This window comes from Corallibacter sp. (assembly GCF_048381695.1).
GTDB classification, from domain to species: domain Bacteria; phylum Bacteroidota; class Bacteroidia; order Flavobacteriales; family Flavobacteriaceae; genus Corallibacter; species Corallibacter vietnamensis.
Map to the genome: position 1 here is coordinate 382,886 of NZ_JBLXHI010000002.1, position 25,831 is coordinate 408,716.

General features: G+C 32.5%; 26 protein-coding genes and 1 riboswitch. Of the genes, 9 read left to right on the forward strand and 17 right to left on the reverse strand.

The features are described from left to right. Positions 1-47: 47 nt before the first annotated feature. Positions 48-2,642 carry a TonB-dependent receptor gene (locus tag ACN5J3_RS05525; protein ID WP_418511050.1) on the reverse strand — a complete coding sequence of 865 codons (2,595 nt, stop codon included), beginning with the start codon at positions 2,640-2,642 and terminating at the stop codon, positions 48-50. 138 nt (positions 2,643-2,780) lie between these two features. Here ACN5J3_RS05525 and ACN5J3_RS05530 point away from each other — a divergent pair, with 138 nt between their 5' ends. From ACN5J3_RS05530 to ACN5J3_RS05545, 4 genes are read left to right on the forward strand one after another with little or no spacing between them, the layout of a single operon-like run. Then, positions 2,781-3,806, forward strand: a complete 1,026-nt coding sequence (locus ACN5J3_RS05530; RefSeq protein ID WP_418508589.1) for a LacI family DNA-binding transcriptional regulator — start codon at positions 2,781-2,783, stop codon at positions 3,804-3,806. Positions 3,807-3,860: 54 nt separating this feature from the next. Next, the gene (locus ACN5J3_RS05535) at positions 3,861-4,655 is read left to right on the forward strand and encodes an undecaprenyl-diphosphate phosphatase (RefSeq protein WP_418511051.1); all 795 of its coding nucleotides are present in this window, start codon (positions 3,861-3,863) and stop codon (positions 4,653-4,655) included. Positions 4,656-4,659: 4 nt separating this feature from the next. Further along, a complete protein-coding gene (gene truB, locus ACN5J3_RS05540; RefSeq protein WP_418511053.1) occupies positions 4,660-5,358 on the forward strand; it encodes a tRNA pseudouridine(55) synthase TruB in 699 nt (232 codons plus the stop codon). 60 nt (positions 5,359-5,418) lie between these two features. Beyond that, on the forward strand, positions 5,419-6,138 hold the full coding sequence (locus tag ACN5J3_RS05545; RefSeq protein ID WP_418511054.1) for a hypothetical protein: 720 nt from the start codon (positions 5,419-5,421) through the stop codon (positions 6,136-6,138). Here ACN5J3_RS05545 and ACN5J3_RS05550 read toward each other — a convergent pair. Next, complete coding sequence (locus ACN5J3_RS05550) at positions 6,135-6,731, reverse strand: thioredoxin family protein (protein WP_417290618.1); 597 nt, start codon at positions 6,729-6,731, stop codon at positions 6,135-6,137. The genes ACN5J3_RS05545 and ACN5J3_RS05550 overlap by 4 nt on opposite strands. A 107-nt stretch (positions 6,732-6,838) precedes the next feature. Between ACN5J3_RS05550 and ACN5J3_RS05555 the strand changes: the two genes are divergently transcribed. Continuing rightward, a complete protein-coding gene (locus tag ACN5J3_RS05555) occupies positions 6,839-7,402 on the forward strand; it encodes a DNA-3-methyladenine glycosylase I (protein ID WP_418511055.1) in 564 nt (187 codons plus the stop codon). Here ACN5J3_RS05555 and aat read toward each other — a convergent pair whose 3' ends face one another. From aat to ACN5J3_RS05570, 3 genes are all read right to left on the reverse strand, one after another. Continuing rightward, positions 7,403-8,026, reverse strand: coding sequence for a leucyl/phenylalanyl-tRNA--protein transferase (gene aat, locus ACN5J3_RS05560; protein ID WP_418511056.1), 624 nt, complete (start codon positions 8,024-8,026; stop codon positions 7,403-7,405). Positions 8,027-8,089: 63 nt separating this feature from the next. After that, positions 8,090-8,467, reverse strand: coding sequence for a DUF3127 domain-containing protein (locus ACN5J3_RS05565; protein WP_344726450.1), 378 nt, complete (start codon positions 8,465-8,467; stop codon positions 8,090-8,092). Between the two features lie 52 nt (positions 8,468-8,519). Next, positions 8,520-9,389: a flavin reductase family protein gene (locus ACN5J3_RS05570; protein ID WP_417290615.1), complete on the reverse strand. Its 870-nt coding sequence runs from the start codon at positions 9,387-9,389 to the stop codon at positions 8,520-8,522. A 119-nt stretch (positions 9,390-9,508) separates the two neighbouring features. Between ACN5J3_RS05570 and ACN5J3_RS05575 the strand changes: the two genes are divergently transcribed. Further along, positions 9,509-10,675, forward strand: a complete 1,167-nt coding sequence (locus tag ACN5J3_RS05575; protein WP_418511057.1) for a sensor histidine kinase — start codon at positions 9,509-9,511, stop codon at positions 10,673-10,675. Positions 10,676-10,678: 3 nt separating this feature from the next. Then, positions 10,679-11,029: a hypothetical protein gene (locus tag ACN5J3_RS05580; protein WP_417290613.1), complete on the forward strand. Its 351-nt coding sequence runs from the start codon at positions 10,679-10,681 to the stop codon at positions 11,027-11,029. Here the strand turns inward: ACN5J3_RS05580 and ACN5J3_RS05585 are convergent. Both ACN5J3_RS05585 and greA read right to left on the reverse strand, forming a co-directional pair. Further along, positions 11,024-11,413, reverse strand: a complete 390-nt coding sequence (locus tag ACN5J3_RS05585; RefSeq protein ID WP_417290612.1) for an HIT family protein — start codon at positions 11,411-11,413, stop codon at positions 11,024-11,026. The two genes, ACN5J3_RS05580 and ACN5J3_RS05585, sit on opposite strands and share 6 nt — an antisense overlap. Before the next feature lie 115 nt (positions 11,414-11,528). Further along, positions 11,529-12,002: a transcription elongation factor GreA gene (gene greA, locus ACN5J3_RS05590; RefSeq protein ID WP_344726461.1), complete on the reverse strand. Its 474-nt coding sequence runs from the start codon at positions 12,000-12,002 to the stop codon at positions 11,529-11,531. A 163-nt stretch (positions 12,003-12,165) separates the two neighbouring features. On the opposite strand from greA, the gene ACN5J3_RS05595 reads away from it, so the two are divergent. Continuing rightward, positions 12,166-12,654: a hypothetical protein gene (locus tag ACN5J3_RS05595; RefSeq protein ID WP_418511058.1), complete on the forward strand. Its 489-nt coding sequence runs from the start codon at positions 12,166-12,168 to the stop codon at positions 12,652-12,654. Positions 12,655-12,988: 334 nt separating this feature from the next. On the opposite strand, the gene ACN5J3_RS05600 is transcribed toward ACN5J3_RS05595, so the two are convergent. From ACN5J3_RS05600 to ACN5J3_RS05635, 8 genes are all read right to left on the reverse strand, one after another. Next, positions 12,989-15,238 carry a TonB-dependent receptor gene (locus ACN5J3_RS05600; RefSeq protein ID WP_418511059.1) on the reverse strand — a complete coding sequence of 750 codons (2,250 nt, stop codon included), beginning with the start codon at positions 15,236-15,238 and terminating at the stop codon, positions 12,989-12,991. A gap of 90 nt (positions 15,239-15,328) precedes the next feature. After that, a riboswitch (TPP riboswitch) is annotated at positions 15,329-15,420 on the reverse strand. Positions 15,421-15,474: 54 nt separating this feature from the next. Further along, positions 15,475-15,882 (reverse strand): alternative ribosome rescue aminoacyl-tRNA hydrolase ArfB, encoded by a 408-nt coding sequence (gene arfB, locus ACN5J3_RS05605; protein ID WP_418511060.1) that lies wholly within the window; start codon positions 15,880-15,882, stop codon positions 15,475-15,477. A gap of 1 nt (position 15,883) precedes the next feature. Then, positions 15,884-17,440 (reverse strand): DUF4301 family protein, encoded by a 1,557-nt coding sequence (locus tag ACN5J3_RS05610; protein WP_418511061.1) that lies wholly within the window; start codon positions 17,438-17,440, stop codon positions 15,884-15,886. Next, entirely contained in the window at positions 17,437-18,003 is a 567-nt protein-coding gene (locus ACN5J3_RS05615; protein WP_418511062.1) for an AAA family ATPase, read from the reverse strand. The genes ACN5J3_RS05610 and ACN5J3_RS05615 overlap by 4 nt, the downstream gene beginning before the upstream one ends. Further along, positions 17,964-18,596: a nicotinamide riboside transporter PnuC gene (gene pnuC, locus ACN5J3_RS05620; protein WP_418511063.1), complete on the reverse strand. Its 633-nt coding sequence runs from the start codon at positions 18,594-18,596 to the stop codon at positions 17,964-17,966. The genes ACN5J3_RS05615 and pnuC overlap by 40 nt, the downstream gene beginning before the upstream one ends. Next, positions 18,580-18,840: a thiamine-binding protein gene (locus ACN5J3_RS05625; protein WP_417290604.1), complete on the reverse strand. Its 261-nt coding sequence runs from the start codon at positions 18,838-18,840 to the stop codon at positions 18,580-18,582. Before ACN5J3_RS05625 ends, pnuC begins: the two co-directional genes overlap by 17 nt. A 2-nt stretch (positions 18,841-18,842) precedes the next feature. Next, the gene (locus ACN5J3_RS05630; RefSeq protein ID WP_418511065.1) at positions 18,843-19,568 is read right to left on the reverse strand and encodes a geranylgeranylglyceryl/heptaprenylglyceryl phosphate synthase; all 726 of its coding nucleotides are present in this window, start codon (positions 19,566-19,568) and stop codon (positions 18,843-18,845) included. Further along, a complete protein-coding gene (locus ACN5J3_RS05635) occupies positions 19,569-20,198 on the reverse strand; it encodes a 4'-phosphopantetheinyl transferase family protein (protein ID WP_417290602.1) in 630 nt (209 codons plus the stop codon). It lies immediately after the preceding gene. Positions 20,199-20,331: 133 nt separating this feature from the next. Between ACN5J3_RS05635 and ahcY the strand changes: the two genes are divergently transcribed. Then, entirely contained in the window at positions 20,332-21,648 is a 1,317-nt protein-coding gene (gene ahcY, locus ACN5J3_RS05640) for an adenosylhomocysteinase (protein WP_418511066.1), read from the forward strand. A 145-nt stretch (positions 21,649-21,793) separates the two neighbouring features. Here the strand turns inward: ahcY and ACN5J3_RS05645 are convergent, their stop codons facing one another. After that, complete coding sequence (locus ACN5J3_RS05645; protein WP_418511068.1) at positions 21,794-22,813, reverse strand: phytase; 1,020 nt, start codon at positions 22,811-22,813, stop codon at positions 21,794-21,796. 16 nt (positions 22,814-22,829) lie between these two features. Next, positions 22,830-25,685 carry a TonB-dependent receptor gene (locus tag ACN5J3_RS05650; protein WP_418511069.1) on the reverse strand — a complete coding sequence of 952 codons (2,856 nt, stop codon included), beginning with the start codon at positions 25,683-25,685 and terminating at the stop codon, positions 22,830-22,832. Positions 25,686-25,831: the final 146 nt, after the last annotated feature.

A 25,831-nucleotide genomic window follows, 5' to 3' on the forward strand; every position in this document is an offset into this window, starting at 1 on the left:
TAACTTTATAGTAATGCCATTGCATGTCAATAAACTAAATCAAAAAATTAAAAATTGAATGTTGCGCTAAAAAATACACGCGTAGGTAAAACAGGACGACCTACAAAATATTCTTCTTCGGTTTGGTTGTTTCCTAATCTTGGAGAACCTTCTGTAATTCCTTCAGAGTTTAATAGGTTAAATACTTGAGCTCCTAATCTTAATGTTTCAGAATCTTCTCCTATTGGGAATGTGTATCCTAAATTAAAGTTTACCAATCCGTAACCATCAAGCTTTATTGTGTTTGTATCGTTAGAGTACTTATCACCAGTATAGTTGTAAGTAAAAACACCATCAAATTTATTGTTATCGTATCCTAAATTGAATGTTGATAAGAATTTAGGTTGTCTTCTTAACTCGTTACCTTCTATAGTTGGGTCACTTTCAGATTTTGTGATTTCGTGATCTTGATATGTCACAGAACCTCCAAAGTTGAAGTTTTTAACAAATCTCCAGTTCCAAGTAGCTTCAGCACCTATAGTACTTGTATCTTGAGTATCTACATCTTCAGTAGTTCCTCCGTTTGCTGTATTTACAAACGTAATAGAACGTCTGTCTTTTAATCCAACAGCATAAAGCGCAAGTGTTCCTGAAAATTTAGGTGTTCCATATTTTAAACCTAATTCTCCTTGTAATATTTTTTCAGTATCATAAGATGACGGATTTCCGTTAGCATCAAATTGTGTTCCTCTTAATTCAGGGAAGAAATATCCTCTAGAGAAGTTACCATAAACACTTAAGTTATCATTTACTTTATATAATCCGGCAAGTGCTACGGCAAAATCATCAGCAGAAACATGACCTCTTGTATAGCTTCCGTTACCCCAAACAACATTATCTAAATTGGCGATCCCTGTGTTATCTACAGAATACGAATCTGTACCTTCAACTTCAATATCACCAGATGCTCTTTCGTAACGTACACCAATATCAAAGTTCCAACGATCTAGTTTAATTTCATCTGTTAAAAACACAGCTACTTTATTACTAGATATGTTTCTGTTTGTATAACTTGTACCTCTATTTGTTATTCCATTAACAGTATAACCTGACACATCAACTAGCCTTGGTCTATTATTATACTCACTTAAATAACTTGTAATCACATTAAAATCACCAGCGCTTGATCTTGATAAAAACGATCCGAAAGTTACATTGTGAACACCAACTTCTTTTGTAAATTTGATATCAGCCATAAGCTCTTCTAATGGTCTATCTCTATCTAATATTCTATTTTCATAAAGCAAAGCATTAGCTGCTAAAGGTTGCCCGTTAAGGTATGTAAAGTTACCAGCTGTTAAATTTCTTGCTGCTAAATACTCTTGTTGGTTTTCAACAACTTTTGCTCCAGAAACACCACTACCATCTAAAAAGAAGTTAAATTGATGTTGGTATCTTGAGTAACGAAGTTTAGCATCCATTTTAAAAGTCTCACTAAAATCGTGTTTGAAATTAGTTAAGAAATAACCACCTTTTGTTAAAACACCATCTTCAATTGGTGAATTATACATACCATCTGGCGTCATGTAAGATAAGTTTGCAGCATCAGATGTTTGAAGTGTATAAATAGTTTGACCATCATTCCCTTTAGGGCGTTCTCTAGAACTACCTTCTAATGGGAATGGCAGATAATATTGCACATTATCATCTATGTATTGTCCAGAAAATGTTATTGATCCTTTTTTTGTTAAATGCTTAATATTACCACGTAATTGAAAACCTTCAGTTGCTAAACCTGTTTTAATTGGTCCTTCATCATATCTATAAAATCCTGATAAAGCATAAAACGTGTTAGAATCTTCGCCTCCTAAAGGTCCGCTAGTTACAAAATCTGCTTTGTATCTAGAGTTTGAAGCCACTTCTGTTCTAATAGTGCTTTTTGCTACTGGAGATCCTGTAACACTTGTATAGTTTATAATACCAGCAACAGATCCTACGCCATATAAAATTGAAGAACCACCACGAACAAACTCCATACTCTTCATTCCTAAATCATTTCTAAAATACACGTCATGAGCAGAAGAGTTTAACCCGAATGTACTCAATACTGGCATTCCATCAATTTGTAATGGGTTAAATTGATATTGACCACCAGACGGCAATCCTCTAACAAAAATATTTGATGCTACTTCACCACCACCACCTTCTACAGTGATACCAGGCACGCTTCTTAATACATCAGCTTGGCTACTTGTGTTTAATTTTGCTAATTGTTTAGAGTTTATTGATGTAATAGACAAAGGTGTTTCTTTTTGCGATCTTGTAGTTGATGTCGCTGTTAATAAAACTTCGTCAAGCGTATTACCACCTTCAGCTAACACTGCATTAATCTCTACTAGTGTTCCCTGTAAGTTAACTGATTGCTCATAGGTTTCATAACCTATAAAAGAAACTTGTAGTACTTGTTCTCCTTCTAGATTTGTAGTAAAGCTAAAATTACCATCAAAATCTGTCGTTGCTCCAGAAGCACTTCCTTTAATAAGTACATTGGCTCCAGTAACAGGCACTCCAGCCTCGTCAATAATTGTTCCCTTAATTTCTGTTTGCGAAAAACCTATATAAAAGCAAAACACAGACATAAAAGTGAGTAGTATTTTTTTCATAAATATTAATATTTTGTTATCATTGGAGTAAATCTATTAACAATAATGTAGTTTTGAGCTATTAATTTTATCAAAAAGTTAAGCAAACGTTTGCGAAAACGTTTGCGGTATTTTTTAAATATTTTAGAAATTAAGTACATGTCAAAGAAAAAAGTAACAACATTAAAGGAAATTGCTAATCAATTAAATTTATCAATTTCAACGGTATCAAGAGCCATTAATGATCATCCAGACATAAGTGAGAGTACAAAAATTAATGTAAGAAAATTAGCAAATCATCTAAACTATACGCCTAATATTTTTGCAAAAGGATTTAGACAACATAAAACAAACATTATTGGTGTTATTGTACCTACAATAACTCATTATTTTACTTCAACCATCATAAAAGGAATTCTAGAAGAAGCAGAACTGAAAGGTTATCGGGTTATTATTTCAGAATCTAACAATGATGTAAATAGACAAACAGAAATGATGCATACCATGATACAGTTTGGTGTAGATGGTATTTTAATGTCGCTTTCTAAAATGACAAAAAATGTTGATGCCATTTTACAAACCGTAGATAGAATACCTTTTGTTTTGTTTGATAAGGTATCTAGCAAAATACCTTGTTCACAAATCGTTATAAATGAAGAAGAAGCATCTTTTAACGCTATAGAACACTTAATTAATATTGGCAAAAAACGTATCGCAATTATAAAAGAATCTGAATTTTCATATAACTCTGAGAAGAGATATGCTGGTTACTTAAGAGCTTTAAAAGAACACAACATTCCTGTAGACGATAAAATTATTTTAAGCTGTAATGATATCAGTATGAAAGAAGGCAAACAAATGGCAAGCATTTTATTAAGTATGAAAGAACGCCCTGATGCCATTTTTGCAATTACTGATGGCGCGGCTATTGGCGTGATAAAAACACTCAAAAAGTTTAATATAAAAATACCTGAAGACATAGCTGTTATAGGGTTTAGCAACTCTATACACTCAACAATTATAGAACCTCAACTTACCACTGTAGATCAACCTGGAAGCCGCATAGGAACAACCGCGGTAAAATATCTTATAGAAGAAATAGAGAACACAAACGATACATTAACAAGTAAAACTATTGAAATAAAGACCAACTTAATCATAAGAGAATCTACTTTTAAGGTGTAATAAAATGATGTAATTTATTTTAAATTGGTACATCTATTTTGATACATTTGCTCTATGAATATAATAGACGCTATCATTCTGGGAATTATTCAAGGGCTTACAGAGTTTTTACCTGTATCATCAAGTGGTCATTTAGAATTAGGTAAAGCTATTCTTGGCGACAACTCTATGCCTGAAGAAAGCTTAATGTTTACCGTTGTGCTTCATTTTGCTACAGCATTAAGTACAATTGTTATTTTTAGAAAAGATATCTGGAGCATTCTAAAAGGTATTTTAACCTTTACATGGAATGAAGATTTACAATTTGCGTTAAAAATTGCCATATCTATGATTCCTGCTGTTTTTGTAGGTTTACTTTTTGAAGAACAGCTAGAACAATTATTTGACGAAAACATATTACTTGTTGGCTGTATGCTAATTATCACTGCCGCATTACTTTTCTTGGCTGACAAAGCTAAAGACACCAACAAAAAAGTAAGTTTTGGTAACGCTTTCATTATAGGTATCTCTCAAGCCATAGCTATGTTGCCTGGTATATCAAGATCTGGTGCTACAATTTCAACATCTGTTTTACTTGGTAATGACAAATCTAAAGCAGCTAGATTTTCTTTTTTAATGGTTGTACCATTAATTTTCGGTAAAATAGCTAAAGACATTTTAGGTGGCGATTTAACTTACAACAGCGGTAACTTTACACCTATTATAATTGGTTTTATAGCAGCTTTTGTCTCTGGCATGATTGCCTGTACTTGGATGATTTCTTTAGTAAGAAAAAGTAAATTATCGTATTTCTCAATTTATTGCGGCATTGTAGGTATTATTGCCATTGTATTCTCTTTAATGAACTAATTTTATGCAAAAAACTGCTGAAGATTTTCTTAATGGTCAAGTTTTATTAATTGACAAACCCTTAAACTGGACATCATTTCAAGCCGTTAACAAGCTACGCTGGGAAATAAGACAAGCCTTTAAAATAAAAAAGATAAAAGTAGGACACGCTGGCACTTTAGATCCGTTGGCCACAGGACTACTTGTTATTTGCACAGGAAAAATGACCAAGCAAATAAATACCTTTCAAGGTCAAGAAAAAGAATACACAGGTACTTTTGTAATAGGTAGCACAACACCTTCTTTTGATTTAGAAACCGAAATAGATAAAACCTTCCCTACTGATCATATCACCGAGTCATTGATTCATGAAACAACCAAACAGTTTATAGGAGATATTGAACAATTTCCACCGGTTTTTTCAGCTATTAAAAAAGACGGCAAACGACTTTATGAATTTGCACGTGCAGGAGAATCTGTCGATATTAAATCTAGAACTGTTACAATTTCATCGTTTGAAATCACAAAAATAGATGGCAACAATCTTGATTTTAGAGTTGTTTGCAGCAAAGGTACTTATATTCGCTCTCTAGCAAATGACTTTGGAGCTGCCTTAAATTCTGGCGCGCATTTATCTGTTTTACGTCGTACTAGAATTGGTGATTTTTTAGTTAAAAATGCGACTTCTATAGATGGCTTTATAGAAAGCTTAACAACCAATTAAGCTGTTTTTCCGTATATTATACTGTAAACTGGGCATTAAAAACATATAACCCAAAAAAAATTGCAGTTATCAAATAAGCATAAAGCCATTTTATTAACCGTTCTTATTTCAGGAACTGTTGTTCTTACTGTGTTTAATTTTGGCCTAAAAAAACAAAATGCACAGTTGGCAGAAACTTACTATGAGTTAGAACCTGAAAAAACAAAAGAGACTGCTGATAAAAAGTCTTTAGACAACCCAAATGAAAAGCTTTCTGAAACTAACAAAGCATTTAACGAAACGCAAAAGTACAAGCGCTACGCAAAAGCTTATCAACCTATTGCTCCTCCTAAAGATTACGAGTTTAAATCATCTGAAAGTAATATTAATGATAACAACACAGATGAAGGTTCGTCAAACTCAAGCTCTGAAATTGACGATGATGTACTTTCTTCATATAACAGTGTCAATGATGTTTTAAACAAAAGACGATCTGGTGTGCTTGGCAAGCAATCTGTAAACAAAAATAGCTCCATGCATTACTCGCTAGTAAACCGAACGCATAAGTACTTGCCAACACCTATTTACCTTTGTGAAAACGGAGGGAAAATTATTGTAAACATTAAAGTTAACGCTTCTGGTTTAGTCACTGATTCTTACATTAATGCAGCCTATGCTTCAGCAAATGAATGTTTAAAAGATCAAGCTTTAAAATATGCTAACCAAGCACGTTTTAGTATTGATGCCTCTAAAAAAACGCAACTAGGTTCTATTACATTTTATTTTAAAGGAAAAAACTAAACATCTAATAGCTGCAACAAATCTGCTATTGCATTTTGACCTTTATCTTTGTTGTACCAACGCTGCAAATCTTCTTTAAATTCTGGTGTTAAAACACCATGCGTTTCTTTATAATCTGTAACAAGTTTTGTTGCCTCACTAGGTCTTGGTCCAAATGTATTTACAACATTGCCTGTTTCATCATCAATCATAACAAGTTTAGGTATCGACTTTCCGCCATTTGTTAAAAACTGATTCATCAAGGCTTCATTTTCATCTCTAAATACCAGCTTTAAATTAATATTCTCATTTTCATTTGCAACCTTATTTATTGCTGGTATCACATGTGCTGCATCACCACACCAACTCTCTGTAAGCACTAGCCAAGTAGTTGGTTTTTTATATTGTGCTATTTTAGTTTTAGCGTCTTCTGATAGTTTTATTGTTTTATCCCAACGCTTCATACGTCGCTCATTAAGTTTTGTATAATTAATTAGAGCTTCTGTTTTATCTGCGCCTGTTGTTGATTCATCTGCTACGAGTTGCGTCATCAATTCAGTATACTCTGAATATGATATATGCTTTTTTAAGCTATCCTTTATTATATCTTGCATTTTGTATTAATGATTTTATTCAAAAATAAAATGATTTTCTATTTTGAAACATGATTTATATCATAAGTATGTCTATCTTTAATACAAAAACTTACAACTATTAATATATGGAAAAGCAGCGATGTGATTGGTGTGTTGGCGACCCTCTTTACGAAGCTTATCATGATCAAGAATGGGGCGTTCCTGTTTATGACGATGCTACTATTTTTGAGTTTTTAATTTTAGAAACCTTTCAAGCCGGATTAAGTTGGATAACCGTTTTGCGTAAACGCGAAAACTTTAAAAAAGCTTTTGACAACTTTGATTATAAAACCATTGCTAATTACAAGCAATCTAAAATAGACAGCTTACTACAAGATGCTGGTATTATTCGTAACAAGCTAAAGGTAAACGCTACAGTTACAAATGCTCAAGCGTTTATGAAAGTACAGCAAGAATTTGGAAGCTTTTCAAAATACATTTGGAGTTTTGTTGATGGTAAACCCATAAAAAACGCTATTAAAGATTACAAAAGTGCTCCTGCCACAACTGAAATAAGTGATGCTTTAAGTAAAGACTTAAAAAAACGCGGGTTTAAGTTTGTAGGTTCAACCGTTATTTATGCGCATATGCAAGCCACAGGTATGGTAAACGACCATGAGGTAAGTTGTTTTAGGTATGATGATGTATAATTATAAAAATTTCAGAAATTCTGTCCTATCAATTTCTTCTGCTCCTAAACTTTCTAAATGATTGGTATAAACTTGGCAATCTATAAGCTTGTAATTAGTATGCTGTATAAAAGTTATAAAACCAACTTTACTAGCATTACTAACTTTGGCAAACATACTTTCGCCACAAAACACGCCATTGCCAACATCAACACCATACAAACCACCAACCAACTCGTTATGCAACCAAACCTCAACAGATTTGGCATAACCTAAATTATGTAACTCTGTATAGGCTTCAATCATGGTTTGTGTAATCCAAGTGTCATCTTGCCCTTTACGTTTTGTCTTTGCACACGCTGCAATCACTTGTTTGAAGTCCTGATTTACTGTCACTTCAAATTCTGTATTTCTCAACACCTGTTTCATACTTTTTGAAACTTTGAGTTTTTCAGGAAACAATACAAATCTAGGATCTGGAGACCACCATATAACAGGTTCTCCTTCGTTAAACCACGGAAAAATACCGCTCTTGTATGCAAGTAATAATCTTTCTACAGATAAATCTCCGCCAACAGCTAATATACCTTCTGGTGTTGCTAGATTTACGTCTGGAAAAGCAATATGTTTTGACAAATAATGCATTGTATAAAAAAGGTCTATTAAAATATTTAATAGACCTTAAAATAATTGAATTATTATATTTTTTTAAAACGGAAGATCATCATGATCCTCTTCGTTTAAATTATTTGCAGGCTCAAAAGCTTGTGCTGGTGGAACAGGAGGCATTTCTGGATTTGAAGCATCTGCTTGTACTGCCTCTATACGCCAACCTTGAATAGAATTAAAATACTTTACTTCACCTTGTGGGTTTGTCCATTCTCTTCCACGTAAATTAATATTTACTTTTACTTGCTGACCTACTTGATAAGTGTTTAACAAGTCTGTTTTATCTTGAACAAATTCAATCATAAGGTGCTGCGGATACTGCTCTTCTGTTGTCACCACCAATTCTCTCTTTCTAAACCCATTACTTCCAAAACTTTGGGTTTCTCCAATTAATTTAATTCTTCCTTGTACTTCCATGTTTTAATTTAATTTGAATTTATGCACGCCTATTAAAATAAGCGTTTATGTTTTATGATAATAAAATTTTCCAAGCACTTAAAATATCACCAAAACTTAAATAGTTTTGAGCTAATTTATGCTTTTCTCTATGAGACGCTGTGGTAATATTAGGATAACGCTCACTTACTGTTTCTAAAAAGGCATCAACTTCAGATTGAGATGGTAACGCCTCTACATTTCCTAACATGCCTAGTTCATTTCCTGTTAAAATCATGCTGTTTTTAACCTCTTCTGGGAAACTATCTACACCTATTCCTAATGTAGATAGCGGTTTTGGTATTTCAAAAAAACCACTTTTAGCACGACTATAGAAACTTCCGCCTGCTCTAGAAACTAAATCTAGTTTCTCTTGATTAATAACGCCATTTTCATCAAGAACATCATCTTCTATATGAAGTTTCACTACTTCACAAATTACTAAATTTCCAGCACCACCTTCGGTTCCTAATTTAATAATATCAGTTACTTTACACTCAAACTGAATTGGTGATTCTGCAACACGAAAAGGCTTAACAATATCAGATTCAAGCATAGTAAGACCTGCTTTATCAAACTCATTAACACCTTCTGGGTATTCAGTACTACTTAATGAAGCTTGATGAACCAAATCATAATTCACCACATTTATAACTACCTCTTTTAAATATTCTACGTTTTCTAATGTATGTTTTGTGGTATTATTCCTTACGCGTCTTGCTGGCGAAAAAATCATCACTGGCGGATTTGCGCTAAACACATTAAAAAAACTAAAAGGAGACAGATTTGGGGTGCCATTTTCATCAATAGTACTAGCAAAAGCTATAGGTCTTGGCGCAACAGCGCTTAACAAATAGCCATGTAACTTTCCTGTTGATAAGTCTTTAGGTTCGAATGATGTCATTAATGTTATTTAATTTCCACAAAGGTAACTATTATGATATTGAACTAAAAATGATTTGATTACTTGTCAAGCAATATTATTAACAGATTTGCATTATATTAGAACTTGAAACAAAATTTATGGTTTTTTCAAAATATAGAAACCTTATTAGGTGGATTATTGTTATTGCTTCTTTTGCTATTATTTCCTTAATTCTTTGGAATACGTATGTGTTTTTTCAAAAATTTAAAGTTGAAGAACAAACTAAAATGGATGTTTGGGCAGCATCTATGAAAGAGATTCTTAAAAATCCTTTAAGCGAAAATGTAAACCCTGTTGTTGATAAAGTTTTTAGTAGCAATATTACAAACCCAATGCTTGTGTATAAAGACGGTGTTTTAGGGGATTACAAAAATATTAACGAAGAAAAAATAAAAGATAGCTTATATATAGAAAAGCTTATTCATCAATTCTCTCAAGAAAATGAACCAATACTCATTTCTTATGATGATAAAGCCACCAATGAAACCATTATTTATGGCACACTTTACTACGGTAACTCTGATGTGTTAAATAAAATAAAGTATTATCCACTAGCATTATTACTCATCATTATTTTGTTTGGTGCTGTTGTTTACTTTTTTTACCGAAGTTCTAAAATTGCTACTCAAAACAAACTTTGGTCTGGAATGGCTAAAGAGACAGCTCATCAAATTGGTACACCATTATCATCACTTATTGGTTGGACCGAAATTTTAAAATCTGAAAACACGAATCCGGAGTATATTATAGAAATAGAAAAAGACATAAGTCGTTTACAAACCATAACAGAACGTTTTAGCAAAATAGGTTCGCTACCTACACTTGAAAAAACAGATATAGTAAGAGAAACTATAGACTCTTATGACTACTTAAAAGCAAGATCTTCAAAGTTGATAGATTTTGAAATTGTAACACCATCTGAAGAGATTTACGTAAACCTAAATAAGCAACTTTATAGTTGGACCATTGAGAACCTTGTAAAAAATGCTATTGATGCTATGAAAGGCAAAGGAAAACTTACTATTGAAATCTCTCAAATTGAGCACATAGTAAAAATAGCAATAACTGATACTGGAAAAGGGCTTCCTAAAAAACAATTTAATACTATCTTTGAGCCTGGTTTTACAACAAAAAAACGTGGTTGGGGATTAGGCCTTTCTTTGGCTAAACGCATTATTGAGGAGTTTCATGGAGGAAAAATTAAAGTACTTCATTCTGAAATAGGAAAAGGAACCACTATGCAAATCGCTTTAAAATCGGTTTAAGTTATGAAGGAACAATTTATTACAATAAAAGAAGCTGCTTTAAACAATAACTGCCCAGAGTGTTATAACACTAATGGACTTCAAATTACTTTTAAACAAAAATTTGTTGAAACCAATTTATACAAATCTATTACTAAAGAGACAACACAAGAAATAGAATGTAAAACGTGTAACACTATTATTTATCCTGTAAACTGGACAGATGATATAGAGCGTGTGTTTGCGTATCAAAAAAAAGCTTTTCAGCCAAAAAAGGCTTCTTTAAAGCTCAAAAAAACAGCTTGGCTACTTATTATTGTTTCTGTAATAGTAGTTGTTGCAATAATAACATTGGCTGTTTTTAATTTTCTATAAATTTTGCTGAATAGCTTTCGCTAAATTTTCAAATTCTTCAGACGTTAAAGATGTTTTTGTAGTAAACCTAGCATCTTCCATAGTGGTAAGCGGAATTAAATGCACATGCACATGCGGTACTTCTAATCCTATTACAGACATTCCTATGCGTTTGCAATCCACGGTTTTTTTTAAAGCTAAAGCTACTTGGCGTGAAAAAGCCATAAGTCCATGATAGCTTGCTTCATCTAGATCAAAAATTTTATCGACTTCTTTTTTAGGGATACAAAGTGTGTGTCCTTTTGCGTTAGGATTGATATCTAGAAACGCTAAAAAGTCTTCGGTTTCAGCAACCTTATAACAAGGTAATTCTCCAGAAATTATTTTTGAAAATATAGATGCCATACTTTTTTATTGCTTTAAAAACTTGTAATTAGGTAAATATAAAAAGAAAATTCCTGTTCGGTTTTTTATTTGAACAGGAATTCTAAATTATATATTCGATATTTTTTAAAATTGCTTATCTAGATATCTCAAGGATATCAAATTTCATAACACCATTTGGCACTTGTACTTCAGCAACTTCACCTACAGATTTACCTAATAAACCTTTACCAATAGGAGAGTTTACAGATATTTTTCCTGACGCTAAATCGGCTTCACCATCAGCTACCAAAGTGTATGTCATCTCCATACCATTGGTTTGGTTTTTAATTTTAACTTTAGAAAGCACTAAAATTTTAGACGTATCTAGTTGTGATTCATCAATAACACGAGCACCTGCTAAAACCTCTTCTAATTTAGAAATTTTCATTTCTAGCATACCTTGAGCTTCTTTAGCGGCATCATATTCTGCATTTTCACTTAAATCTCCTTTATCTCTAGCTTCAGCAATAGCTTGTGAAGCGCGTGGACGCTCAATATCTTTTAGCTGTCTTAATTCGTCTCTTAATTTTTTTAAACCTTCTGCTGTGTAATAAGATACTTTACTCATAACTTCATCGTTTATATTATAAAATAACGTTTAGTTTATTCATTCTCAAAAAGAACGTGTACTAAACGCAAAAAATCTCGTTCTCACGAGATTACTATGCAAATATACAAAATATTTAACTCTGTTTGCTTTTTATTGTAAATTGCACTCAAAATTTTGCTCAATGAAAAACCACTCAAAACAACCTATATCTAGCATTATAAAACCTATTTGTTTTATGCTTTTAGCTGTTTTTTTTACAGCTTCTTGTAATAAAGATGATGACAACTCACTTTTAATAAACAACCAATATCTTCCAAATTATCAATTTGATTCTCAAAACACTATAAACACCAATTTACCACAATACAATGATTTAAAGTTTGCGGGTAATTATGTTGTTCTACCTCAATATGGCATTAACGGTGTTGTTCTTTTTTATGCTGGTAGTAATCAATATAGTGCTTTTGAGTTAAGTGACCCTAATCACCATTTACAAACTTGCTCAAAGCTTACCATGGAAGGAATTATAGCGCATTGCTCTTGTGATAATGATGAAAATAGTTATGAAATTTTTAATGGTATTGGCCAGGAAGGTACTGTTGGTCCTTATACATTAAGGCGCTATTTTGTTGAAGTTAACGGTGATATTATCAGAGTTTATAACAACTAGAGATTACAACAAACTCCACACATTATATAGAAAAACAAACAATAGCAGCCACACAAAATAATAGGCTTACAAAACTTAATACAGTCAAGTTAACATTAAACAACATAAAAGAATCTTTAAAAGCGACCAATCGTTCTTTTTGATTTTTTATATGTTCTTGATTGAAAACATTTAGCCATGAGATAAAACTATAAAAAGGTAATAGAGAAAATACAATTCCTGAAAACAAATACCGTAATATTGAAAGATTTTTCATCGTCTCTAAAGTATAAAAAAACCCAAACATCACTGTTTGGGTTTTTTGTTTAAAATTTCTGCTCTACAGAAAATTAGTTTAAAACTTCAATGTTACTCCCAATAAGAAGTTTGTAGTTGCTTGTGGATAATAAAAATTCTCTGTGATAGGTGCATCATTAGAATTTTCTGGTCTATAGTAATAGCTATATGTATAACCATTAGACACATACTTTTCGTTAAAAATATTGTTTACCAATAGATTGAACGCAATTTCTTTCATCCAAGACGGATTCAACTTAAAAGATGCGTTAAAGTTATTTACAAAATAAGCATCCATACTTTTGCTATCACTAGATGTGTTGTCTAAATATTGCTTACCTACATATTTTGATATTAATGCTAGGTTAAGATTTTTTACTGGAGAAAATGTTACTGTTCCTCCCGCAATAACATTTGGTGAAAATGAAATATCTGTATCTTTATATGAGGTAGTAACTGGCGCGTAAGAAACCTCTTCATATGTATTAGGGTCATATTGGGTATCATAAACCACATAATCAAAAGCTTCTATTTTATTCTTACTAAATGTAGCATTTGCATCAATACGTAATTTATTAGAAAACTTATAACCAGCTTGTAATTCTATACCTGCTCTATAACTTTTATCAACATTCATTCTAATAGCATCACCTACGTTATCTAGATCTCCAGTTAACACTAATTGATCTTTATAATTCATGTAATACAGGTTTGCTGTAGCATAGTATTTTGGTTTTTTAAGCTTGTAACCAAACTCAAAATCATGCAATCTTTCAGGATTAGGTAGTGTCGGGTTTTTGGTTAAATCATCTCTATTTGGCTCTCTATTTGCCACTGCAAAAGACCCATAAACACTATGAAAATTATTAAAAGAATACGTTAGTCCCAACTTTGGATTAAAGAAGTTATATTGCTCATCTACAGCTATAGGAATTAAATCTGAACTATTTCCGTATGATGAGTAATCTACACGTCTATATTGTAAATCAGCAAATGCAAACCAGTTATTACCTATAGTATATTCAGCTTTAAAATACGTGTTGTAATCACGCTTTTTTCCTAAACTATTGTAGTAGTTTGTCCTGATTGGTACTGATACAGGGAAAGAATCCCAAATTAATTCTCCAAAATGATCTCCGTCATATTTATTGTAGCCACCACCTAAATATAAGTTCAAGTTATCTTTATGATAGTTTAAAGAGTAAACAAATGCATAAAAATGATTGTCTAACCAGCGTCTTCTTATTGCATCTCCTTCTTCACTAGCATCTGGACTATTAGGAAAATAATCACCTACTTCTTCTCCATCTTTATATTGCTCAAAAAAGCCTTTTCCTCGAGTATAGTTTCCAGAAATATTTGCTGAAAAATAATCGCTAAACTGATGTGAAAAATGTAATTGATAATGAGTTTGTTCGTAATCATCTACCTCATTATCATATGTGTAATAATTGTAAGTACGACCAGAATACAACATATTTGCTGCTTCAGCATCAGAAGAATAATTTCTATCAATAAAAGCTTGAATTCCTGCTAAATCGCCATTTACAACGGCTTCAGGAGTTCCATACCATGATTGATATGTTTTCTCTTTTCCTCCAAAAACAATGGCTTTTATAGATGTTTTCTCTCCTAAATAACCTGCTTCTGTATAATATGATGATAGGTCTGATGAAGCTCTGTCTATATAACCATCGCTCATAATTTTTGACAAGCGACCTTCAACATAGAAATTATTTTTCAAACCAGAACCAAGACTAACATTGTGTTTTCTAGTTCCGTATGAACCCACAACATGTGTTGTAGTTGCATAGCCTTCTTTTGATGGTTCTAATGTCTTTAAATTTAAACTTGCTCCAAAAGCTCCTGAACCATTAGTACTTGTACCAACGCCTCGCTGTAATTGAATATCTTCAACCGAAGACACAAAATCTGGCATATTAACCCAAAATGTACCTTGGCTTTCAGAATCATTATAAGGAATTCCGTTTATGGTTACATTTACACGTGTTGCATCTGTACCACGCACACGAATACCTGTGTAACCAACGCCTGCTCCTGCATCACTAGTTGTCACTACTGATGGAAGTTGGTCTAATAAAATAGGTAAATCCTGGCCTAAATTGGTTGATTCAAGTTGCTCTTTGCTAATGTTAGTAAAAGCTACAGGTGTTTTGTCTTTTGCTCTTGTTGCTGACAAAAGCACTTCTTTTAGTTCTTCAACAGTTGTTGAATCTTGTTGTTTTTCTTGTGAAAAAGCACTGACAGATAGCACAAATAATGCTAAAAATGCGAATAGGTTTTTCATTCGATAAAATAGTTTTTGCCGAATAAAAGAGGTCATTATTCTTTGTTAATAATTGATTATAAATAGAATACATAAGCTATTCCGGATACAGCTTTTAGTATTCACAGTCCCTAAACAGCATTACCTGTTCTAGGTTCATTGGGTATGATCTCAGCCGATAATAGGCACCCCTTTTTGAGAACGCTGCAAAGATAGTAGAGATTTCTGATTTTAGAATTACGAATCCAAAATATTTTTCAATCTATTTTAGGTGGTTTTCTACTTGCTTTTTTTTCAGATTGTTGGCGCTTGTTTGATAAACGTTTTAACTTTTCGACTTTTGGAGTTTTAGTTTTTTTCCGTTTTTTAGGGACTACAAGACCTTGATTTATGACTTCTAAAAATCGTGCTGTAACAGTGTCCTTATTTTTATGCTGACTTCTACTTTCATCACATTGTAATATTAACACATGATTTAAAGTGAGCCTTGATTTTAAGTTTTTAATAAGCAAAGCCTTTTGCTCTTCAGTGAGTACCTGGGAAGCTTCAACATCAAAATACAACGCAACTTTAGAGGCTGTTTTGTTTACATGCTGACCGCCAGCTCCAGAGCTTCTTACAGCTTTAAAGACTAGTTCTGCTATGAGAGCTTCATCGTTTATCACACTATTTTATTTGATGTGGCGCTTTTAATAAATCGTTTACGGTTTTTACAGGATTAAATGTAATAAGAGGTACTTCAACAAAAACGGTATTCCAATTGGCCATACTACCATTCCAAAGTCCTGGTAATTCTAGTGCTTTTAAATCTTTTCCTAATCGTGTTTTATTGGTTATAAAAGCGGCTTTATGATCTACATATTGGGTAAGGTTAAATTTATTGCCTTTGTAGTCTTTTATACCACAAACTAAATCTACTGGATTAAAATGAGTCGCGTTTTTTAAAATGGTTTTTTGGTGTTTATTCTTTTTATTTATTTGTGCTGTTTCAACTATTTGTAGTGAAACGTTTGCACTTTCATCTTTTACCCAAAATGGTCCGCCGCCTGGTTCTCCTTCATTTTTTACCATTCCGCAAACACGAATTGGTCTGTTAAGCTTTTCTCTTAAGTATTCTATTTGATATTTTTCAGCATACTTTTCAAATTCATGAGATATTTTCACATTCATTTTATTCACTAAAAATTTAGCTATGCTAATAACATCATCGCAATTTAAAGTTTCATTATCTATTTGCTCAAGATACTTAAATGCTTGAGTTTGGATTTCTATTAGAATACCTGCTAGTATTTTTTTGTATTTTGCAACTTCTTCTTTGTATTTACATACAACTACATTATCAATGTTTTTTATAAATATAACATCAGCATCTAGTTCGTTTAAATTTTCTATGAGCGCACCATGCCCTGAGGGCCTGAATAACAAACTACCATCTTCGTTTCTAAATGGTTTATCTTTTGGTGTTACCGCAATAGTGTCTGTAGATTCTTTTTGGTAAGAAAAGGAAATATCGAATTGAGAATTTGTTTTTTTCTCTACTTTCTCTTCTATTCTGGCAAATTCGCTGTTAAATTTATCTTTGTGCTGTTCAGAAATGGTAAAGTGTAATTTTGCGCTTGAACTGCTTGATGAATATAACGCTGTTTCAAATAAATGTTCTTCAAAAGCTGTTGAAATAACATTGTTTTCATACTCGTGAAAAGGCAATAATCCTTTAGGGAAATTCCCGTAATTCATAACGTTTTCATCTAACATAGCCTTAACAAATAGTTGCGACTGCTTGCTAATGCTTAACGTTTCATAATCTGGGTACAATACATTTAGCTGATCTTTTATTTCTCGATAAAACGGAAATTTTTCTAACCCTACAAAAAAGATATACAAGTCCTTATTATCTTTACTATTTAAATAAGCGTTGATGCTTTCTTTTTCTGGATTATACGCCTCTAAAAAGGTAAAAAGAAACTTAAACATTCTAGTTGCTGCTCCAGAAGCCGGAACAAACTTTAAGAGGCATTTTTGATCTTTTTCGTTATTAAATATTTCTGTGTAATAAGTTTCCTCTTGGTTTGTGAGTTTTAAAATACCGTTTCTAACTGTTGCTGCAGATACTAAATTGGTAAAAGGCAAACCGGACTTAAACATTTCTATTTGCTTATTTACTTGAGCAACAGTAAGGCCTTTTTGTTCTATTTGTTTAATATCTTTTTTAGAAAAACTCATACACTATTTTTTAATAATTCATCAATATGTTTTGTTGCTATACTTAAGCGCTCTTGTAAATTGCCATTTAATAAAACAAACGGTTTATTAAATGTTATCAAGGCAGATTTAAAAGCTTGAAACATATTATCTCTGTCATTAGGCTTATCTCTAATACCATCGGCTTGCCATGGTATATCAATATTAGTTAAAAAATAAAGATTATAGTAATTTTCTAAAGCAAATTTGTGTAAATCTTTTGGGCAGTAATTGTCATAATACGTTTCACTATAGACTTTTGTCTCAAGCAAATCAGTGTCACAGATAAGTAAATCTTTTGCTTTTTTAGACATTTTGTTTTCTAATAACATTTGTCCTTCAGCTATAGGTAAAACATCCTTTTTGGTTAAAACCTCTTTATTTTTTGCTTTTTCTTCGGCATATAATCTTGAATATTCAGGAACCCACAAAGTATTATAATATGCTGACAAAGCTTTTGCCAGAATTGTTTTACCTGTACTTTCTGGGCCAAATAAAACGACCTTTATGCAGTTTGATGGTTGTTGTTTAAGCTTTTCTTCCATGCTAAATATCCGTAAACAGCTATAATAGTAAACAAAAAATATTGAAATGAGGTGAAAACAAGCCCTTTATAAAAGTATAAAGGCACAGAAATTAAGTCTCCTATAATCCAATATGTCCAGTTTTCTAATTTCTTTTTTGCCATTAACCACATACCAACAAAAAAAATGGCAGTAGTAACAGTATCTACATAAGCTGTCCAAGAATCAAACTTATCATTTACTTTATAAATTAGAATCACAAAAAGAATTGTAATTACAAAAATAACTGCACTCCACAAGTGTTCTCTTTTTGTAGTTTTTGTTACTGACACTTCTTGGTTATTATCATCTTTTCTAGTCCAGAAATACCAGCCATAAATACTCATAGAAAAGTAATAGGCATTTATAAACATATCTCCTAAAAGGCCATAAACCCAAAGAATATAAACAAAAATTGCTGTACTAATAATTCCTGTTGGATATACCAAAATGTTTTCTTGCTTGGAATACCAAACGCTTAAAAAGCCAAAGAATACTCCTATAAATTCAAGAACTATTAAGTGTGTATCTATACCTTGATACTGCGAGAACAACCAATCAAAAATGTGGCTCATAATCGTGTCTGTCAGATTTTACAATTTTCATATACAGTAAGCCTCTTTCTACAAGTTCAAAAGCTTCTTTTATTTCGGTTGTAAGTACCTGCATAACCTCATCATAATCACCATAAACCTGCGTGCTTAATGGATTTTCTAACACCTTAAGGTTTGATGCTCGAAGCTTTTTAATAAAATGGATGATTGATGGCTCGTAATCATCATGTAATGGTGTCAATGTTAATTCTACTGATATTTTCATATTTATTTTTTTAAACTGTCAAAAAATGATTCGTCTTCTTCAAAAGCAGTTCCTATAACCACAACATCAGCTCCTGCTTGGTAAGCATTTTGTAATGCTGTTGTACTTCTAATTCCGCCACCAACAATAAGTGGAATATTTAATACTTCTTTTACTTCAGAAATAATATGCTTTGAGACAGGTTCGATAGCTCCGCTGCCTGCTTCAAGGTAAATAAGTTTCATACCTAAAAACTCTCCAGCTTTTGCTGTGTTTACTATATGACTGCTGTTGCTTTTTTGTAAAGGTTGTGTTTCTGTTACACGCTGTACAGCTGTTTCTTTTCCGTTTTCTATAAGCAAATATCCTGTTGGAATAATCTCGAGCTGCGTGCCTTTTAGTTTTGAAACTGCCTTAACATGTTTCCCGATTAAATACTCTGGGTTTCTTCCAGAAATTAATGACAAAAACAATAACGCATCAGCGCTTTCAGTAATTTGTGTGACATCGCCAGGAAATAAAACCACAGGTAGTTGTGTGTGCTTCTTTATTTCTTTTACTAAAATAGTTGTAAGTTCTGCTTCTACTTCGCTACCTCCAACAAAAATATGGGTCGCTATAGAAGCATTCACTTTATCAACAAAGGGTTTTGTATTTTGCACATGAAACTTATCAGGGTCTATTAAAACAGCTAATAATTTTTCTTGATTTGCAATTGCCTGTTGTATGTTATTATAAATTGTTGTCATTTATGATGGTAAAGCAAAAGCACATGTAAAACCTTCAAATTCAAAAAAGGTGGTTTGGTATCGGTGTTTTTTATTATTGTAATCTATCCAAGCTATTGTTTCTTCATCTTTCATCATAAACGGAATCACAAGTGTATGTTGTAAAAAACTTAAACCAGGTGTGGCAAAAAGTTTATACAAGGACTCTTTAATACACCAAATAACTGTAAGCTTATTTATATAATGTGTGTCTTTTTTATCTAGGTATTCAAACTCATACGCCATAAACTTATGCGCTATTACACCTATTTTTTCTCGCTGTTTTTCGATATCAATACCTACGTTAGTATCACTAACAACAACGCCTGAAAATGTAAACGAATGCGTAATAGAAATATGCTTTCCATCTTTTAAGTGTGGTTTACCATTATCATCATAAAACAAATCCGCATCTGTGTACCCAAACTCTGCTAGTAAATGTCTCACACTTAAAAAACCACGTTTGTGTAACTCACTTTTCATTCTTGAAACACGAGCTTCACATTCTGGACGTAAATAAATATCTTTTTTTAACTCATCAAAAGACTCTGTTATCTTCCAGATTTTAACAGTAGTTTGTGAATTGGGATTAAGAGTTTTATATAGTGGCATTTAGTATTCTGAAAGTTATTGATTATCTTTGCACAGCCTTTGGCACATCATACAATTTTGGTAAGCGAATTTAACTATTTTAAGTGCTATTGCCAAAGTTGTTACACTATAAAAAATAATAAGAAAGATAACTATGAGTACAAAAACTGTTGCTTACGTACCTAATAAGGTAAAAGATATGTCGCTTGCGGCTTGGGGACGAAAAGAGATTGAATTAGCCGAAGCAGAAATGCCAGGTTTAATGAGCCTTCGTGAAGAATATAAAGATGAACAACCTTTAAAAGGTGCTCGTATTGCAGGATGTTTACACATGACTATTCAAACTGCTGTTTTGATTGAAACATTACAAGCTCTTGGCGCTGAAGTAACTTGGAGTTCTTGCAACATCTTTTCTACGCAAGATCAAGCTGCTGCTGCTATAGCTGAAACTGGTACTGCAGTTTATGCATGGAAAAATATGACCGAAGAAGAATTTGATTGGTGTATTGAACAAACACTTTTCTTTGGTGAAGACAGAAAGCCACTTAACATGATTCTTGATGATGGTGGTGATTTAACAAATATGGTATTAGACAAATACCCAGAGTTAGTTCCTGGAATTAACGGGTTAAGTGAAGAAACTACAACAGGTGTTCACCGTTTATATGAGCGTATGGAAAAAGGTACATTACCAATGCCTGCTATTAACGTAAACGATTCTGTTACTAAATCTAAATTTGATAACAAATACGGTTGCCGTGAGAGTGCTGTAGATGCTATTCGTCGTGCTACTGACGTTATGCTAGCTGGAAAACGTGTGGTTGTTTGTGGTTATGGTGATGTTGGTAAAGGTACTGCTGCTTCTTTTAAAGGCGCAGGAAGTATTGTAACTGTTACTGAAATTGACCCTATTTGTGCACTACAAGCTGCTATGGACGGTTTTGAAGTGAAGAAACTGGAAACTGTTATTGGTAATGCAGATGTTGTGATTACAACTACAGGAAATAAAGATATTGTTCGTGGTGAGCACTTTGAAGCTATGAAAGACAAAACCATAGTTTGTAACATTGGACATTTTGACAATGAAATTGACATGGCTTGGTTAAACAAAAACCATGGTAACACTAAAGATGAAATTAAGCCACAAGTTGACAAATACAACGTAAACGGTAAAGATGTTATCATTTTAGCTCAAGGTCGTTTAGTAAACTTAGGTTGTGCAACAGGACACCCAAGTTTTGTAATGAGTAACTCGTTTACAAACCAAACATTGGCTCAAATAGAACTTTGGAATAACAAAGACGCTTACGAAAACAAAGTGTATATGTTACCAAAGCATCTTGATGAAAAAGTAGCGAAATTACACCTTGAAAAAATTGGTGTTGAGCTAACTGAACTTAAGCAAGACCAAGCAGAGTACATTGGTGTTAAAGTAGAAGGTCCTTTTAAACCTGAATACTACAGATACTAAACACTTTTTGCTTTTAGATATAATATAAAAGTCCAAACAGTTTGTTTGGACTTTTTTTATACAATATGTTCTAGCAAAGTTTACTTACAAAAAACCCTTTCTGTTTCCAAAAAGGGTTTTTAATCTTATTAAAAAAATACAAAAACTATTTAAGCTTTAAAGAATCTAAAGCGTGATAGAAAAAATCTTGTTCATCGTTCATTGAGACAAATAACCCATTTGGAAACTTATCTCCCAATGCTTCTGTTGTTACGTCACAACCATCTGTTTCAATAGTACCTAAATTTAGTGTTTTAACAAATGTGTTATCGTCTCTTTTAAAGATATTAAAAGAATGATCTTGCTGATTAGAAACGATTAAAAAGCCTTGATTTCCTTGATATGCTGCTATTGCTATACCTTCTATATCATCTTTAAAATGCTCGCTTCCAAATAAGGCAATTTCTTCATCTCCTTTTTCAGGATTAGCATAATATTTTCTTATTCCTACACCTTCGTCTGAATAATATACATAACCCAAAGCGTCATCAACAGCTATAGCTTCAATTTCTTTTTGCCCACTAAACTTCCCAAATTTTCTTATTAAGTTAGCTTTCACTCCAAGAGAGTCAGACACTAACTCATATTGATACAGGTAATTTGCTGTAGGTCCTTGTTTTCTACTTACAATTACAGAAACTTTATCTGTTATAGGATCTTTGTAAATAGATATTCCCATAGGGCGCTTCATTGCAACTTCAGTTTCATCTTCAAAAACTTTAAAACCTCCGTTATCTAATGGCTGCATGTCTGGAACAGAAAATAATCTAATTTGGTGTTTTTCTCTTTCTGTAAAAACAATAATGTCTGTTTTTGTAGAATCTGAAAGTTTAAAACCATACTCAACATCTACATTGTTAGGGTAACTAACATTGGTAATGCTTTTTTCTTTGATTATTTTACCATCTAAATCAAAAGCATAAACACCACCGTTTATTTCGTCTTTGTCGGTACCAAAAACAATACTTTGTTCTGGATTTTTTTTGTTTACCCATATTGCTGGGTCATCACTATCGTGAGGCAATTTTTCAGTTATCAGTGTTGCTGCTATTTCTGGTAATTGTGTTACACAACCTAAAAGCAATACCGTAAAACCAAATACAATATTTATTTTTATTTTATTCATTTTTAATGTTTTAAAATTATTTTTTATTGAAAATATCATACTTCAATCCAAATGTTAATCGTTTTTCATAGAACTCCATTTGCATAGTTCTGTTTTTTGTTCCTTGGAAATAACGTAACGGTTGATTGGTGATATTGTTTAAATCTAAATAAAGGCTTAATCTGTTTGTTAAAGCAACACTTGCGTTAAAGTCTAAAAAGAATTGTTCGTCATAATATCTATCTTCAAAAGCTCTACCTCCAATTTCGTCTACATAAGAATCAGAATAGTTCCCTGAAAGTCTTAAGCTAAATCGTTTTCCTGAATAACCTATAGATCCATTAAACATATTAGGTGCTGTATTTGGCAAATCTAAATCTGTACGCTCATCTCCATCTTCATTAGCAATACCATCTGTATCTGATGTTAAATATGTATAGTTTAAGTAAATGCTTAAATTCTTTGCAAAACCTGGTAAGAAATCTAAACGCCTTTGTAAAGATACTTCTGCTCCTAAAACTGTTGCGCTTTTTCCGTTAAGTGGCTTATAAACTTCAAAGCCTGCTTCATTTTCAGATCTATTTACATAAACAAAGTCTGAAATATCTTTATAGAAAACACCTGCTGATATAATTCCAACAGACTTAAAATAGTGCTCTCCCATAATATCAAAGTTCATTGAAGTTGTTGGGCTTAAATCTGCATTACCAAAGTAAATTTCTTGATCTTCATTGTTTATTTCTTGATAAGGCACTAAATCTACATAGTTTGGTCTTGCAATAGTGTTTGTCCAAGCAAAACGCAATACAGTGCTTGGTGAGACATCATACTTTAAGTGTAAGCCAGGAAGAATATTAGTATATTCGTTTTTAGACTCTATAACGCTAGTTCCTGCATAATCACCATCTTCATTAAAGTTTAACTCATTTCCTTGACTATCAATAGAGGTATGCTCTAATCGTAAACCTGCTAAAACAGTAAACTTATCTGATAGTTTTTGGTTTATCATTGCATAACCCGCATATACATTTTCGTTTACATCAAAATTTGCAGTTAAATACTCTTCTGGCAATACAGTACTATCAAATACATCACCGTTGTATAGGTTTAAACCACCTAAATAATCAGCAGAAGCAAATGTTCCTATTTGGTATTGGTTACCTGCTAAAAAGTCTGGATCTGAATAGCTTCTTACAGGGATATTTCCTAAAAACTCTAGTTCGTCACCAATAGCTTCAAACTCTGTAAAATCATTATTACGATTTTTGTTTTTTATTCTACTTTTAGCTCCAAACTTTATAAAACCTTCTTTTCCTTTTATTAAAGTCAATGGTGCTTGAGCGTTTACAAACACGTTAATATCTTTTTCTTCTGTATACTGATTTTCTTCTGTAAGTTCTCCAAATTCAAACACACTATAGTCAGCATCTGTTGCGCTTAATGGCATAAAATAAGGCTTATCCTGATCGTTATTGAAAGCTACAGAATATTCACTTTCATATTCTAAATAACGCTCATTTAAACGCTCTTCAGAGGCTTTTGAAAAAGATCCCATCCAATCTACTTGCCAATTGCCTAATAAATGCTCTCCGCCTATGCTATAGTTTTGCATACGTTGATCTTCTAATCTAGCATTTTTGTTACGCTTGCTATCAATACCTCCTTTGGTTTGACGTTTTGCCTCTACAGGAAAACTTGTAAGATTACCGTTACTATCTACCGTAAAGTCACCTACTTCGATATCTTCTCCGTCTAATATTTCATTTTCCAATCTAAATCTATTTTCTCTGTCATCTCTCCAGTTGTAAATAGATTTAAAATAAATTGTATTGTTTTTGTCTAGTTTGTAATCAAAATTTGCTGAAAAACTACGACGTATACGTTGTACTAAATATTCTCTTATTTCAAATACTTTAGCATACGGATTTACTGAAACGTCCTCCATGATTGGGTCTCCTTCAACATCATCAACACCTGTATAATATTCAAATTCGTCATTCCATTCAGCCTCAACATTATCACTTCCAAAATCGTTATCATTTATAGATGCAGAAACCATCCATCCAAACTTATCATTTTTAGAGCGGTTTCCTAGCAAAAATGATCCGTTTAAAATACGCTTATCTGTTATAAAATTAACACCAGATCCTGCGGTTGCAGATAGTCTGAATCCTTGTGGCGATGTTCTTGTAATTAAATTTACTGACCCTCCTAAAGCATCTGCATCCATATCTGGCGTAACTGCTTTATTTACTTCTATAGTTTGCACCATATCAGAAGGAATTAAATCCATTTGCACGTTTCTGTTATCGCCTTCGGCAGAAGGTATTCTACTACCATTTAATGTAACCGAGTTAAGTTGTGGCGATAAACCACGGATAATGATATTTCTAGCTTCTCCTTGATCTACTTGCATTGTAATTCCTGGAATTCGCTTTACAGCATCACCTATATTTGCATCTGGGAATTTCCCTATCTGATCTGTTGAAACAATGTTTGTAATATTTTGTTTGTTTTTTTGAGTATTAAGCGCTCTTGCTTGACCTCCTAAACCATAACCTGTAATAAGAACTTCTTCAAGCTCGGTAGATTCTGAACTCATAATTACATTTAAAGTAACTGTACCTTCTGCAATTATTGTTACTTCTTTTTCAACGTTTGCGTAACCTATAAAGCTTACTAATACATTGTGAGTTCCTTCTGCAACATCTACTAAAGTAAATTTGCCATCAAAGTCTGAAACAGTCCCTTTGTTTAGTTCTTTTATTGAAACGGTAGCTCCAGGAACTGTAACTCCGTTTTCATCTGTAATTATACCTTGAATATTCCCTGATTGTGAATAACCAAAAAATGACAAAGTAAACAGTAATAAAAAAGTAATGTGATTTTTCATTATTAGTTAATTTTTGTTTGAAACAAAGCTATGTGTAAGCTTTGAGCAGTAGCTAAAGAATGTGTTAACAAATGGTAACTCAGTCTTGAAAATCAACTATAAAACATAGCAACATTAACAATTGCGTAACATGAAAAACATATTGC